14 protein-coding genes are annotated in these 12,969 nt (G+C 59.6%); 8 read left to right on the top strand and 6 right to left on the bottom strand.

Annotated elements, in window-relative coordinates:
• Nucleotides 1–55 precede the first annotated feature (55 nt).
• Nucleotides 56–2,170, bottom strand: a complete 2,115-nt coding sequence (locus FJ940_RS06620; protein ID WP_140655859.1) for a S9 family peptidase — start codon at nt 2,168–2,170, stop codon at nt 56–58.
• Nucleotides 2,171–2,286: 116 nt separating this feature from the next.
• Between FJ940_RS06620 and FJ940_RS06625 the strand changes: the two genes are divergently transcribed.
• Both FJ940_RS06625 and FJ940_RS06630 read left to right on the top strand, forming a co-directional pair.
• On the top strand, nt 2,287–2,649 hold the full coding sequence (locus FJ940_RS06625) for an SH3 domain-containing protein (RefSeq protein WP_140655920.1): 363 nt from the start codon (nt 2,287–2,289) through the stop codon (nt 2,647–2,649).
• Nucleotides 2,650–3,078: 429 nt separating this feature from the next.
• A complete protein-coding gene (locus FJ940_RS06630) occupies nt 3,079–3,504 on the top strand; it encodes a MucR family transcriptional regulator (protein WP_095089970.1) in 426 nt (141 codons plus the stop codon).
• Nucleotides 3,505–3,691: 187 nt separating this feature from the next.
• Here FJ940_RS06630 and FJ940_RS06635 read toward each other — a convergent pair whose 3' ends face one another.
• The 3 genes from FJ940_RS06635 to FJ940_RS28400 all read right to left on the bottom strand — a co-directional run bounded on the left by FJ940_RS06635 (nt 3,692) and on the right by FJ940_RS28400 (nt 4,758).
• Nucleotides 3,692–4,120: a SufE family protein gene (locus FJ940_RS06635; RefSeq protein WP_140624758.1), complete on the bottom strand. Its 429-nt coding sequence runs from the start codon at nt 4,118–4,120 to the stop codon at nt 3,692–3,694.
• A gap of 99 nt (nt 4,121–4,219) precedes the next feature.
• The gene (locus FJ940_RS06640) at nt 4,220–4,567 is read right to left on the bottom strand and encodes a DUF5330 domain-containing protein (protein ID WP_140555857.1); all 348 of its coding nucleotides are present in this window, start codon (nt 4,565–4,567) and stop codon (nt 4,220–4,222) included.
• A 23-nt stretch (nt 4,568–4,590) separates the two neighbouring features.
• Nucleotides 4,591–4,758 (bottom strand): hypothetical protein, encoded by a 168-nt coding sequence (locus tag FJ940_RS28400; protein ID WP_181169789.1) that lies wholly within the window; start codon nt 4,756–4,758, stop codon nt 4,591–4,593.
• A 342-nt stretch (nt 4,759–5,100) separates the two neighbouring features.
• Here FJ940_RS28400 and FJ940_RS06645 point away from each other — a divergent pair, with 342 nt between their 5' ends.
• The 3 genes from FJ940_RS06645 (at nt 5,101) to FJ940_RS06655 (ending at nt 8,004) form a co-directional block, all read left to right on the top strand.
• Nucleotides 5,101–6,846 (top strand): PAS domain-containing sensor histidine kinase, encoded by a 1,746-nt coding sequence (locus FJ940_RS06645; RefSeq protein ID WP_140520733.1) that lies wholly within the window; start codon nt 5,101–5,103, stop codon nt 6,844–6,846.
• Nucleotides 6,821–7,585: a peptidoglycan-binding protein gene (locus FJ940_RS06650; protein ID WP_140520732.1), complete on the top strand. Its 765-nt coding sequence runs from the start codon at nt 6,821–6,823 to the stop codon at nt 7,583–7,585. The genes FJ940_RS06645 and FJ940_RS06650 overlap by 26 nt, the downstream gene beginning before the upstream one ends.
• A 71-nt stretch (nt 7,586–7,656) precedes the next feature.
• A complete protein-coding gene (locus FJ940_RS06655) occupies nt 7,657–8,004 on the top strand; it encodes a DUF1491 family protein (protein WP_140494737.1) in 348 nt (115 codons plus the stop codon).
• Here the strand turns inward: FJ940_RS06655 and FJ940_RS06660 are convergent.
• Nucleotides 7,982–9,013 carry a hypothetical protein gene (locus FJ940_RS06660; protein WP_181171743.1) on the bottom strand — a complete coding sequence of 344 codons (1,032 nt, stop codon included), beginning with the start codon at nt 9,011–9,013 and terminating at the stop codon, nt 7,982–7,984. The genes FJ940_RS06655 and FJ940_RS06660 overlap by 23 nt on opposite strands.
• Nucleotides 9,014–9,499: 486 nt before the next feature.
• On the opposite strand from FJ940_RS06660, the gene FJ940_RS06665 reads away from it, so the two are divergent.
• Together FJ940_RS06665 and FJ940_RS06670 are read left to right on the top strand one after the other, a co-directional pair.
• The gene (locus FJ940_RS06665) at nt 9,500–10,618 is read left to right on the top strand and encodes a three-Cys-motif partner protein TcmP (protein ID WP_140655865.1); all 1,119 of its coding nucleotides are present in this window, start codon (nt 9,500–9,502) and stop codon (nt 10,616–10,618) included.
• Nucleotides 10,619–11,371 carry a phage Gp37/Gp68 family protein gene (locus FJ940_RS06670; protein ID WP_140655868.1) on the top strand — a complete coding sequence of 251 codons (753 nt, stop codon included), beginning with the start codon at nt 10,619–10,621 and terminating at the stop codon, nt 11,369–11,371.
• A gap of 44 nt (nt 11,372–11,415) precedes the next feature.
• Here the strand turns inward: FJ940_RS06670 and FJ940_RS06675 are convergent, their stop codons facing one another.
• A complete protein-coding gene (locus FJ940_RS06675; protein ID WP_246670983.1) occupies nt 11,416–11,685 on the bottom strand; it encodes a hypothetical protein in 270 nt (89 codons plus the stop codon).
• Nucleotides 11,686–11,736: 51 nt separating this feature from the next.
• Between FJ940_RS06675 and FJ940_RS06680 the strand changes: the two genes are divergently transcribed.
• Nucleotides 11,737–12,633: a hypothetical protein gene (locus tag FJ940_RS06680; RefSeq protein ID WP_140655871.1), complete on the top strand. Its 897-nt coding sequence runs from the start codon at nt 11,737–11,739 to the stop codon at nt 12,631–12,633.
• Nucleotides 12,634–12,969 lie beyond the last annotated feature (336 nt).

Genomic DNA, 12,969 nt, shown 5'->3' on the forward strand with positions numbered 1-12,969 from the left:
CCTCGGCGTTCGTCGCCGATCAAGTCACGCCAGGGGCCGAAGGGCAATGACCGCTTCAGCCCTGCGGCCCTGTTGCCTTGCCTGTCACTTTCAAGGCGAATGAATATGTGTAGGCGATCTCCTCCAGCCGGGAAAACCGGCCGGACGCGCCGGCATGGCCCGATTCCATGTTGATCTTGAACAGGACCGGATTGTCGCCCGTCTTGCGCTCGCGCAGCCGCGCCACCCATTTGGCCGGTTCCCAATAGGTGACGCGCGGGTCGGTGAGACCGGCTAGCGCCAGGATCGGTGGATAGCCGAGCGCGGCGACATTGTCATAGGGCGAGTAGGCGGCGATCGTCCGGTAGTCGTCCGCCGACGCGATCGGATTGCCCCATTCAGGCCACTCCGGCGGGGTCAGCGGCAGGCTGGCGTCGAGCATGGTGGTGAGCACGTCGACGAAAGGCACCTCGGCAACGATGCCGCCGAAACAGTCCGGCGCCATGTTGGCGACCGCGCCCATCAGCATGCCGCCGGCGGATCCACCTTGCGCGACGATGCGGTCATGCACAGTGTAGCGTTCGGCGACCAGATGGCGTGCACAGGCGATGAAATCGGTGAAAGTGTTCATCTTGTGCGCCCGCTTGCCGTCATCGTACCAGCCATAGCCCTTGTCCTTGCCGCCGCGGACGTGGGCGATTGCAAAGACAAAGCCGCGGTCGACCAGCGAGAACCAGTTGGTGTTGAAGGCCGCCGGCACCGTGATGCCATAGGAACCGTAGCCGTAAAGCAGGCAAGGCGCGGAGCCGTCCAGCGGGGTATCGCGGCGGTACAAGAGCGAGACCGGCACCAATTCGCCATCAGCCGCGGGCGCCATCAGCCGACGCGTGACATAGCGCTCCGGGTCGTGGCCGGACGGCACCTCCTGGGTCTTGAGCAACACGCGCTCGCGGGTGCCCATGTTGTAGTCGAAGACCTGCGCCGGCGTCGTCATCGATGAATAGGTGAAGCGCATGATCTCGGTGTCGTATTCCAGGGATCCCGACAGGCCGAGCGAAAACGCCTCCTCGTCGAAGGAGATCAGGTGTTCCTCGCCGGTTGCACGGTCGCGCACGACGATGCGCGGCAGGCCCTCCTTGCGCTCCAGCCTGACCATATGGTTCTTGAAGCCGATCACCGACAGGATCAGCCGGCCGGCCTCGTGCGGAACCAGTTCCTGCCAGTTGGCGCGGATCGGATCGCTCGCCGGCGCCGTCATGATCTTGAAGTCCTTGGCCCCATCGGCGTTGGTCAGGATGAAGAAAATGTCGCCGCCTTCCTCCATCTCGTATTGAAGACCGGTCTCGCGCGCCGCCACCAGCTTCGGCTCGCCAAACGGCTCGCCCGCGCTCAGCAGCCGGTATTCCGATGTCTCGTGGTCGTTGATGGCAACCATGATCCATTCATTGGAGCGCGTGCCGCCGACATTCATGAAGAAGCCGGGATCGTTTTCCTCATAGATCAGCCGGTCGCTTGCCGGATCCTGCCCAAGCGCATGGAACAGCACCTTGGAGGGACGGTGGTTGGGGTCGAGCCGGGTGTAGAAAAACCCGTCATTGGCGGCGTTCCACACCCCCGAACCGCCGGTGTCTGGAACCGTGTCCGCGAGTTCCTTGCCGTCGGAGAGGTCGCGGACCCGAAGCGTATAGAATTCGGAGCCCTTGTCGTCGAACGCCCATAAAAGCTTGCCATGGTCGGCCGAATGATCGACGCCGCCAAGCCGGAAATAGGCCTTGCCTTCGGCCTCGGCATCGCCGTCGAGCAGGATATGCTGCGCGCCGCCGTCCCGCGGCATGCGGAAATAGCGCGGCTGCTCGCCGCCGAGTTTGAAGGAGGAGCCATACGCGTAGGGTCCGTCCTTCATCGGCACGGAAGAATCGTCCTCCTTGATGCGACCCTTCATCTCCTTGAACAGCCGCTTCCGCAAATCGGCCGTGTCGGCCATCAGTTTCGACTGGTAGGCGTTCTCGGCTTCGAGATGGGCGCGGATGCCCGCATCGAGCAATGCGGGGTCCCTGAACATCTCCTGCCAATTGTCGGCCCGCAGCCAGGAATAGTCGTCCGTTCGCGTGATACCGTGATGCGTGTCGAAAACCGGCCGCTTCTCGGGCGTTGGCGGGGTGACATCCGGGAATGCAGAAGTTTTGGTCATTGCGTCTCGCTTTGGAAATGTCCTGAATGGCCAATGAACACGCCGATCAGCGCGGGTTCAAGAGCCGGGTCTTATTGCTGCGCCGGGCTCCAGAAAGCGGGCCGGGAGGAGAAATGATGTATATCTATGCTCGCACCGTCGCGGCTCTCGCCGTCGTTTCCGCGGCCATCGCCGGCCAATCTCATGCGACCGTATTCGCCGCTTGGCAAGTGGCCAACGTGCCGTTCGGCGACACGCTCGACGTGCGCAAATATCCCTCGGGCACGTCCCAGAAACAGGCCGCATATCCGAACGGCACCGTTTTGCAGATGACCGGGCGATGCACCGGCGGGACGCACCTGCTCGATATCGCCAATCAGCCGGCATGGAAGCAGCAGCAGGCGGTTCGCTATCGCTGGTGCGAAGTCTGGCATGATCCGGCGAAGAACGGCGGTTTCGTCACCGGGTGGGCCTATGGCAAATACATCGCCCCGTATTGAGTGATCCGAGCTGGTCGGCTGCACGACGCGTGAGGGCCGGCAATGGCCGAGGTGGGGCAACCTCTGGTTTTGCGAAAGGGGGTGAGCAACCAAGATTGCCGGCGCGATCGCCAAGCAAAGCAAAGCACTCGGAGATGCTTTGTGAGTTAGCGCGAATGTAACGGTTAGCTAACGCTGCGTCACCGGTCGCTGGTTTCGCCTGCGAAATATCGAAAAATTACATCGTGCACGAAAGATTGAAGCTGATCCGGAAATATTTGATCAACATCGTTCAATATAGTGCAAGGATCGAATTGACTTACTTGCTAGGTAGGTTCATTGATGCCCCCGCGACACGAATCGCAGAAGCTCTGTCTGCACAAAATTCGTGCAATGCCTTGCCTGTAAAAAAGGGCGCACTAAACTAACTCTCGTTGGGGCCTGAAGACCATGGATATTGTCGAAACACCTTCCAGAAACAGCGACGCGCTGATCGAGCTGACCGCCGACGTGGTGGCCGCCTATGTCAGCAACAATCCCGTGCCGGTCGGCGAACTGCCGAACCTCATCTCCGACGTCCATGCTGCTCTCGGGCGTGTGGGCGGAACCGCCGAACAGCCGCCCGCCGACAAGCAGAAGCCGGCAGTGAACCCGAAGCGCTCGGTTCATGACGACTATATCGTGTGCCTTGAAGACGGCAAAAAGTTCAAGTCGCTCAAGCGTCACCTGATGACCCACTATGATCTGACGCCGGATCAGTATCGCGAAAAGTGGAACCTCGACCCGAGCTACCCGATGGTTGCCCCGAACTACGCGGCCGCCCGCTCCCAGCTCGCCAAGAAGATGGGCCTCGGCCGCAAGCGCAAGGCCCGCTAAGCATTTGCTGCCAGGTGAGTGGACTTGGCATCGCAGAATGCGGCTCAAACGATAGATAGAGCCGGACGGACAGTTCAACCGGATCGATATCGGCGCCTTCGGGCGCCGTTTTACTTTGCCGGTGGGCCAAGGACAGCGCTGGTACCAGTGCGCGGTACGATGCGATCGGCTGATCGCGGAGGCGGTATCAGGCCGTCTGCTCGAGCGCGGCCTCTGCGTCGCGCCTGATGCGCTTGACCATCGAGCGAAGGCCGTTGGCGCGCTGCGGCGACAGGTGCTCGTCCAGGCCGAGCGCCTTCAGCGTCGCTTCCGCATCGATTTTCTGGATTTCGCTGGCGGTCTTGCCGGAGAACAGCGCCAGCATGATCGCCACCAGCCCGCGTACGATATGGGCGTCCGAATCGCCCCTGAAGGTGATGACCGGATCGCCCCCCGGCCCCCGGTCGGTGGTAAGCCAGACCTGGCTGACGCAGCCTGGCACCTTGTTGGCGGCGGTGCGTTCCTCGTCGGGGAATGGCGGCAGCGCCTCGCCGAGTTCGATGACATAGCGATAGCGGTCCTCCCATTCGTCGAGGAACGAGAAGTCGTCGCGGATCGTCTGGATCGTGGTCGTCATGACTGGGATATAGTCATCCACCGTCGCCGCGTCACGGAAAAACAAGGACACCGCGGGCGTCGAGAGGGCAGACTGCCCGCGGTGCGCCGTCGAAACGGCCTAATTCTTTACCGGCAGGTTGACCGTCTCGGGCAAGACGACTTCTTCGGGAACGCTGCCGGTCATTGTGGAGGTGTCGGGGCCGGCGGACTTGTCGTCCAGCATGGCGGCCGCGATCTTGGCGGTCTCCTTGGCCCTTGCGGTGATGGTGTGCATTGCCGACTTGCCGGTCTCACAGACATCGGGCTTGCGTTCGCAAATGCCGGCGATGTCGCCGACCGCGTCGCGGGCCGCGAACAAAGCCTGGATCGGGCCTACGCTTTCTTGACCCGGCTCGGAACCGACGCCCAGCGGCAGTGCCAGCAGCACCAGCGAAAACCAGAAAGCCATTCTCATCAGGAAGAACATGCTCGCCTCTTGTCGTGACCGGATCATGCATCCATGAGCATGACCTCTTTTGTGGGCGGGATATTGGCACACAGGCGCAAAGGACGGCTTGCGGGTTGGCCGAGAATTTTCTTCAAATTTGAGGCAAATTCGAAACGAAGCGTTTTGCTGTCGATTTGTCTCAGATTGGAACCATTTTTCTTATCATCCATCAGCCATATATTCCTTTGTTTCTATTGCGTTTTCCACAAAATCAGGCGGTCGGTGCGCTGCGGCTGGCCAGGCTTCGGGCGGCCCCTGCGGATAACCCTCCGTTTACTATGGTGGCATTTGCCCGCCTTTTCGGGCGCTCCCATCCCGATATTCGCCGTGGGCCGGGCCTTGGGTCGGCCCTGCCTTATCCATTCTTTAAAGGCTGGGTGCGAGTTTCAGAGTCAATCAAAACGATCTGCAAAAGCAGAGCTGTTCACGACGAGTGCGGGTGCGTTGAGTTGATGCCGATCAAGGCCAGATACGTTGAATTGCCTGGGGCAATGGCCGCCGGTTGTGAACGTATGGTCCATCCCTCCATTCTTGGGCTGGACGACCGCGAGCGTCAGCGTCGCTTTATCGGCGCCATGCTGGCCGCTCCGTTCTTTGCCGCCGGTGCCGCGGTCACGCTCGTCACGTCAGGCATGGGCGCAGCCGTCACCGTGGCCGCCATCTTCGCGGCCTTTGGTCTTTGCTGGTTCATCGCCTTGCTGGTGGCCGCGACCGGCAGGATGGATCTGGCCGGCCGGGCCGCGCTGGCGATCGCGGGACTTGCGCTCGCCGGTCTTGTTGCCGCTGCCGGCGGGCTGAGCTCTCCGGTCGCGATGCTTTTCGTGGCGCTGCCGTTCGAAGCCTGGTGGATCGGCGCCTCGCGCCGCGCGGCGCTGTGGGGAGCCGTCTGCGCCGTCGTCGCCATTCTGTTGCAGCCTGTGACGGCAACCGTCCTCCCGCACGCCGCGGTGCCGATCGCCGCGTGGCACTGGCTGCTGCCATTGGCCTGGGCGCTGACTCTGGTGCCGCGTATATCGGCGGTTCGCAACACGGCGGCTGCGGCCGACGTAGGGGACACCGGCGATCGTCTGGAAGACATGATCGACGCGGTGGTCCTGCGCGTCGCCCGCCATGGCGAGGTTATCGATGCCTCGGCAAAGGCGCGTACGCTGTTGAAGCTGCCCCCGCAACTGCTTTGCGGAACCGGGCTTTTCGATCGCGTGCATCTCTCGGATCGCGTCTCCTATCTCAGTGCCTTGGCCGACATGCGAGACGGGGCGCTGTCGCGCAGGCTGGAGTTGCGCGTCAGGCTGCCGCAGGACGGCAATGGACAGAATGGCAATGGCGCGGCAGACAACTATCGGCCGTTTTCGCTCGAACTGATGCGCGCTCAGGAGCAGGGCGACGTTTTCACGCTTGTGCTGCGCGAGAACGACGAGGTCGCCCGGTTGCGCGAAGACCTCGGCGCCGCCAATGACGCGGCCGCCGCCGCCGAAGTGGCGAAAGGGCGCTTCCTGGCGGTGGTGAGCCACGAACTGCGCACGCCGCTCAATGCCATCATCGGATTCTCCGACATGCTGCTGCACGAGATGTTCGGCGCCTTCAAGGATCCACGGCAGAAGGAATATGTCGGTCTGGTGCGCGATTCCGGCCAGCATCTGCTTGCCGTCGTAACCTCCATTCTCGACGTGTCGCGGATCGAATCGGGCGTCTATGCGACCGAACCGGAGCCATTCCGCTTCATGGAAGCCGTCGACATGTGTCAGCAGATGATGCGGCTCCAGGCGCAGGCCAAGAACATCGATCTCAAGGCGCAGATCGCGCCGGACGCCGGCGAAATCAACGCCGACCGGCGCGCCGTGCAGCAGATCCTCATCAATCTCGTCTCGAATGCGATCAAGTTCACGCCCGATGGCGGCGATGTCGTCGTCGGTGCCAAGCGGATCGGTTCGCGCCTGCATTTCTGGGTGCGGGACACCGGCATCGGTATCGCCGAGGAAGATTTCGCCAATCTCGGCAAGCCGTTCATGCAGATCCAGAACGACTATACCCGTCGTTTCGAGGGGACCGGCCTTGGCCTGTCGCTGGTCAAGGGACTGGTGGCGCTGCACGAAGGCACCATGTCGATCGAAAGCATGCCGGGCGAGGGCACCACGGTCACCATCAGCCTGCCGGTGAACGGGCCGAAAGGGCGGCCGGCGGACAAGGCCGGGGTGCTGACGATGCCGCTGGCCAGGGCGAAAGGGGACGGAAATGGCGCGCTCCGCAAAACAGCCTAAGGCGGCCAAGCGCCGCAGCAACGCCTTCCAGGACGGAGCCGTCGCCATCGGCGGCATGATTTCGCGCAATCCCGTCCTGGCGGGAGGGTCGACGGCATTCCTGGTGACGCTGTTCTACGTTTCGGCGAATGCGCTGTGGTACCAGCCTTTTCCGCATGCCGGCGCCTTCTTCGCGACCCGCAGCATGCAGGGCGTTCCGCACGCGGCCGCTGATGAGCCGGAGACCACCTTCAACATCGTGCGGCCAGGTACCGCGCCGGCGCCGGTCAAGGGCGATCCGGTGGTGGAGCAGGTGCAGGGCATATTGAAGGATCTCGATTTCTACGCCGGCACGGTCGACGGCATTTCCGGACCCAACACGCGCAAGGCGATCCAGGCCTATCAGCAGAAGGTTGGGCTCAACACGTCCGGCGAGATCGACGCGCTGCTGCTCGATCAGCTGGGCGCGACCCCGAAAACCGCCGCCGTGCCGAAACCGCAACCGCGTCCCGAAGTGTCGCAGGCGGTTCCAGTGTCGCTGCAGACCGATACGGCTTCCCAAGCGCCGGATCCTCGCATTGTCAAGATACAGGCCGGGCTCAAGGCCTTCGGCAATGACGACATGCAGCTCGACGGCGTCGTCGGCGCCCGTACCAAGGCGGCCATCAAGGAATTCCAGTCGCTGTTCGGCCTGCCGCAGACCGGCGAGCCCGACGAACTGGTCTATGTCAAAATGCGCGAGATCGGCCTGACCAACTGACGGCGCAAACAACGGCTCGCCCAGCGGTGTAAATACCGATAGATAGCCCGCATGCTGTCCGGACTTTTCTCATGCGCGTGACCACGGATCTGTGGGTATCGGCCCTGTTGCGTCGGGTTTTCGGCGCGGGCGGATTTGCCGCCGTGGTCAAGCGCGGCGCGACCGAAGCCGGCGCCGTGTTCGTTCTGACGCGGAGCCGGCTTGGTGAAATCGCTCTCTATGGGCCGGCGCCACAGACGAGCTACGATTCGGCCAAGCCCGACGACCGTTTCTTTAGCCTTCTCGCCACCGCCGCCGATGCTTCGGTGCTGGACGCCAGGCTGGAACGCGAGAAGAAATTCGATCCCGACATCTGGGTGGTTGAGATCGAGGCCGGCGCTGTTCCTGTCGAGGAGCTTATTTCCGTGAAGATGTCCTGAGGCCAGGGAAGGCCGCTGCATCGTCACTGTTCGACGCCTCGCGGCTGGCGCTGTTGGTGGGGGCGGCGTCGCGAACCACATCGGACAGGGTCAGGGCCTTCCATTCCCGCACCTTGTCCAGCGCCGCGTCGCGGTGCAGGAGCCGGTAGCGATCGAGGAAGGTGCGGATCGCCTGCGGATGCGGAAACTCGCGGGAGTAGACGGCAACCGTGATCAGGAATGCCCGGTCCTCGCTGAGGTCGAGCGAGCGCAGCGCCGCCAGCAGCGGCATGTAATTCTGGTTCGCCGTCAGCAACCTGGCCGTCGAGAAATCGATATCGAGCGCATCGGCGAGCGCGGTCTGGAAGAAGGCGGCGTTTCCGGTCAGCGCCGTCTCGCGCAATTTGGCATAGGTGTCGGCTCCGGTGAACGGATCGACCTGCGCCGCCTGCGCCTCCTCGCCGGTCCGCATCATGGAGCGCAGTCTGCGCCGCGCATTTTCGGCACCAACGCCCGGCGTCTGCTGCTTCGCCGCGCTGTCGGCGGCCGGCGCCTTCGAGGGAGCGGTTTGTGCCGGAGAGGCTTCCGCTTCCGGATCGCGCACCCGCACCAGCGTCGGCCTTTCCAGTGCCCTGATCAGATCGGCGATAGTCGGATTAAGGTTCTTGCGGCGCGCGATCGCGCGCGCATGCGGCAGCCCGTGCCGGCCGATCAGCGCAATGAGGTCGATGTCACTGACTGCGCGCGAGCGGATGAGCAAGGGGGCGGCGATGCCCACCGGCTCCTCGCACAGGCGCCGCACCAGCCCGGCCGGAGCATATTCGCATTCAGAGAGGGCCGCCGCCACGTAGCGGCGCGATTCGGCGGACACGTTGTCGAACAGCGGCAGCGTCAGATCTTCGAGCTGGCCAATTTCACGGCGGGATGGCCGGGTGAGCGAGCAGAACGCAGACACCGCTGCGCGGAACAGCCTTTCGGCCTTTCCTGATTCCGTCCCTGCCGCGATTTGCCTGAAGTCCGAAGATGACACGAGGGATACGCCCGATACTCTATACACGCTTGACCATGCTCGACCGGAACCGTGTCGGTTTCGCGATTGCCTCGGTCAGGATGTCCTGACCTTAGAACAAAGATCAATTTAGCCGGGATCCGTTAGCGCTCCGTTAACCCTCTGCCGGCCTTAACAGCGACCCGTATTTGAAGAAAAAGTAACGCTAAAGCTTAGCATGTTGTGCCGGGTCGCCTTGCCCGGCGTGCCGATTGGATCGTATTTCACGCGAACAAAAGAGGAACATTTTCCTTGCTCGCCAAGACAGTTCGTGCGATCTATGCACGCATGAACGACGATGACCTCCAGCTACAACGCCGAGAGTTGCGGCATGCTCCGACAGTACTTTCTAACGTACACCCCACGATAGTGGGGAAGGGCTGCGCACGTTCTCGTAATATTCTATTGCGCGCTATGACATCCGGTCTCTACGATAGCTTACCGAGTCAAATACATTTGGCGGTAGGCATGAGTAAAAAATTCTTTGAAGAGCGCGGCGACCAGTCAGCAGTCAAGGCGGAGATTATTCAAAAATATTTCGCAACCTGGGCAAATATCATTCTGCCGACCGCTCAGCGATACGGTGGCGGCAAGATAGCCTATATCGATCTTTACGCCGGCCCCGGTCGATACAAGGACGGGGCGGCTTCAACTCCGCTGCTGGTGCTTCAAAAAGCGATAGAAAACCCCAGCCTCAGCGGTGCCTTGGTTGCACTGTTCAACGATATGGACGTCAACAATACCCAGACTTTGCAGTCGGAAATCGATGCACTGCCAGGAATTGAAAAATTAAAGTATAAACCAGAGGTGAATTGCAACGCAGTAGACCATGACGCCGAGGAGTATTTCGCGACCACGAAGCTTATACCTTCGTTTACGTTCCTCGATCCTTTCGGATACAAAGGACTGTCGCTACGTCTTGTAAACGGGGTCATTAAGGATTGGGGCTGCGACTGTGTGTTTTTCTTCAACTACAATCGTATCAGCCTCGGTATCTCCAACCCCATGGTTCAAAGTCACATGGCGGCGCTTTTTGGCGACGATCGAGCGGCCGAGCTCAGGAAGAACGTGGAAGGGGTGAAGCCAGCGCTTCGAGAGCAGATGATACTCGAAGAGTTGACGCAGGCTCTGACTGAGATGGGTGGGAAGTTTGTCCTGCCGTTCCGTTTCCGAAACGACAAGGGGCGGCTGACGCATCATTTGGTCTTCGTGTCGAAGAGCTTCAAGGGATATGCGACGATGAAGGGGATCATGGCATCCGCAAGCTCGAAAGCGGATCAAGGAGTCGCATCTTTCGCGTATTCGCCTGCCGATAGCTCAATGCCGCTATTGTTCGAGCTTACGCGCCCGCTCGATGACCTGGAAGGTTTACTGAAAAAGGAATATGCGGGCAGAACAGTGTCCATGCTCGACATCTACGAGAGCCATAGTGTTGGTCGGCCATATCTGAGCAAGAATTACAAAGACGTTTTGAAAAAACTTGAAGATGCCGGCGACGTTTCGGTCGTCGACCCAGATGGCAAACCTCGCCGTAGCAACTCATTCGCCGACCGTCTGATGGTCAGTTTTCCCAAGGTTAAGAAGTAGATGGCCAATAACTCACGGATTGAGTGGACCGAGGCTACGTGGAACCCCGTCGCAGGGTGCACCATCGTGTCGCCGGGCTGCACGAATTGCTATGCCATGAGAATGGCGGAACGCTTAGATTTGATGGGCCAAGCGAAATATCGGGCGCTCACAAGGCGGAGCGGGGGCCGGGCCAAATGGAACGGAACTGTACGCGTAGATGAGCATGCGCTGACGATCCCACACTCTTGGAAGACTGGACGAATGATATTCGTTAATTCCATGTCTGACTTATTCCACGAGGGTATTCCCATCGAGTTCATTGGCAAAGTCTTCAAGGTGATGAAAGACTGTCCGCAGCACACGTTTCAAGTTCTTACAAAGCGTTCGAAACGGCTCCTAGAAGTTGCTGACGGGCTTGAGTGGCCCGCTAACGTGTGGATGGGAGTGAGTGTAGAGAACCACCAATACGTCAACCGGATTGATGATTTGCGCCGCACTCCCGCAGCAGTAAAATTCCTGAGCCTAGAGCCCCTCGTCGGCGATCTAGGTTCACTTAATTTGTCGGGGATCGATTGGGCCATTGCTGGAGGCGAAAGCGGTCCTAGCGCTCGTCCGATGGATCCAGCGTGGGTGCGCTCGATCCGGGATCAATGCGTAGATGCTGATGTCGCGTTCCACTTCAAGCAATGGGGCGGAGTCAATAAAAAGCGAACAGGGCGAGTCCTTGATGGTAGGACGTGGAATCAATTTCCGCAGTCAGCAGCAATTTAAAGCGGGACGAAGACGCGCTCAAGGAATAACCTTGTTTTAGTCCGTCACACCAGCATCATGATGGCATCAAGGATGGCTTCGTAAACGCTGCCAGTGCCTTCCTCGATTTCGCTGCTGGTAATCCCTGACGCCTTTCCATCCTCAAATAGCTGCTCGGTCAGTTCGGCAACCGAAATCATATCGGCTGTTGCATGAACCTTGGTGGACAACCACTCGTCGAGGAATTTGTACCGCGTGTGCTCATCACACTTAAGCTGACTGTGGTTGTTGGGTTCCATTAGCAAGTAAACAAAGTCTGATTCCAACAGGCTCATTGACTCCACCAGCTCCTCAGACGAAAGAGCGTCAAGGGGAGACAATTTTCGATGAGTCAACTGACGAACCTTTGGCACTATCTCTATTCCAGTCCCAATTTTGTCCCATCGGTTGTTGGTGTGGCTGCAGCATTCGCCGGCTCTTGGGGAGCACAGGTTGCGATTTTGCGTCGCGATCAACGGAAAGAATTGTTAGCCACATTGAGAGCGGTGAACGAAGCGCAAGCGCTCTGTTTCGCCATCGGCAACACCTTCATGTCTCTTAAAAAACAGCATCTGATCGGAATGTTAGAGCGGTTTCGCGAGACCGAAAAAAGCTTCTTGGCCTTTCTTGAGAAGCTTCACGCAGCTGAACCGGACCCACAAATTGAGAAATTTCACTGTCAAACGGAATTGCATACGTTGCCGATATCAAAGGTGCCGATAGAGCGACTGGAAGCCGTCGTCTTCGAAAAGCTAAGCTTAGATACGAAGACACTGAATCTAGTCATCGAAATAAATAAAGGAATTGATGCCCTCAACACCTCGATAGCGTTCAGAAACGAACTGGTGCGGAGATGGTATGAGGGACCAGCGATGAGCCATGACGAAGTGACGATTCGCTACCTCGGTGTTCATACTTCAAATGGCGTGGATGAAACGTACAAGCAGACACTTTTTGCCATCGAGATATACTGCAACGATTGTATCTTTTTCAGCATGCTCCTTTCCAAAGCTCTTAATGAACACGGCAACACAGTTCGTAGAAATAGATATCGTGTTTTCAGGCCGTTGCCGAAGATCGCAGAAGCTGACTACTCGTCTGAAAAAGCCCAGCGGCTGATTCCAGATTCGAAGGAGTACGACGACTGGCTAAGTGGGTTTCAACCCCAGCCAACGTTTGGAGAGAAATTTAAGGCGATCTTCAGCCTCAAAGTGACTACTCGCCCCAAAAATCCTGAAGCGTAGCGTGACGCAATTTATCGTCACCGCGACGGTGTTTGATGTGCGCCTTGATACCAGGCTTCACCCATATCGTTGCCGGTCGCCTTTCGCCCGTCGGGGCTGGAGCCTCACTCGATGACTACTGCACTGTGCACCGGATATCAGCAGGGACCCAACGCGACGAAATTGCCGAACGGGTGATGGCCCTGTTCCAAGGGGTCACGGGCCTCCCGGACCTTGCAGCCGGTCTGGAACCTTTGGCGGAAAAACTTCCCCGCAGAGCCTAGAGCGGGATGAATTTAGGTTGGGCATATCCGGCCTCAGTGAAGTAATTTCGGCATTCGGTTGAAGTGACCGTGC

Source organism: Mesorhizobium sp. B2-3-7, from assembly GCF_006442695.1.
Classification (GTDB): domain Bacteria; phylum Pseudomonadota; class Alphaproteobacteria; order Rhizobiales; family Rhizobiaceae; genus Mesorhizobium.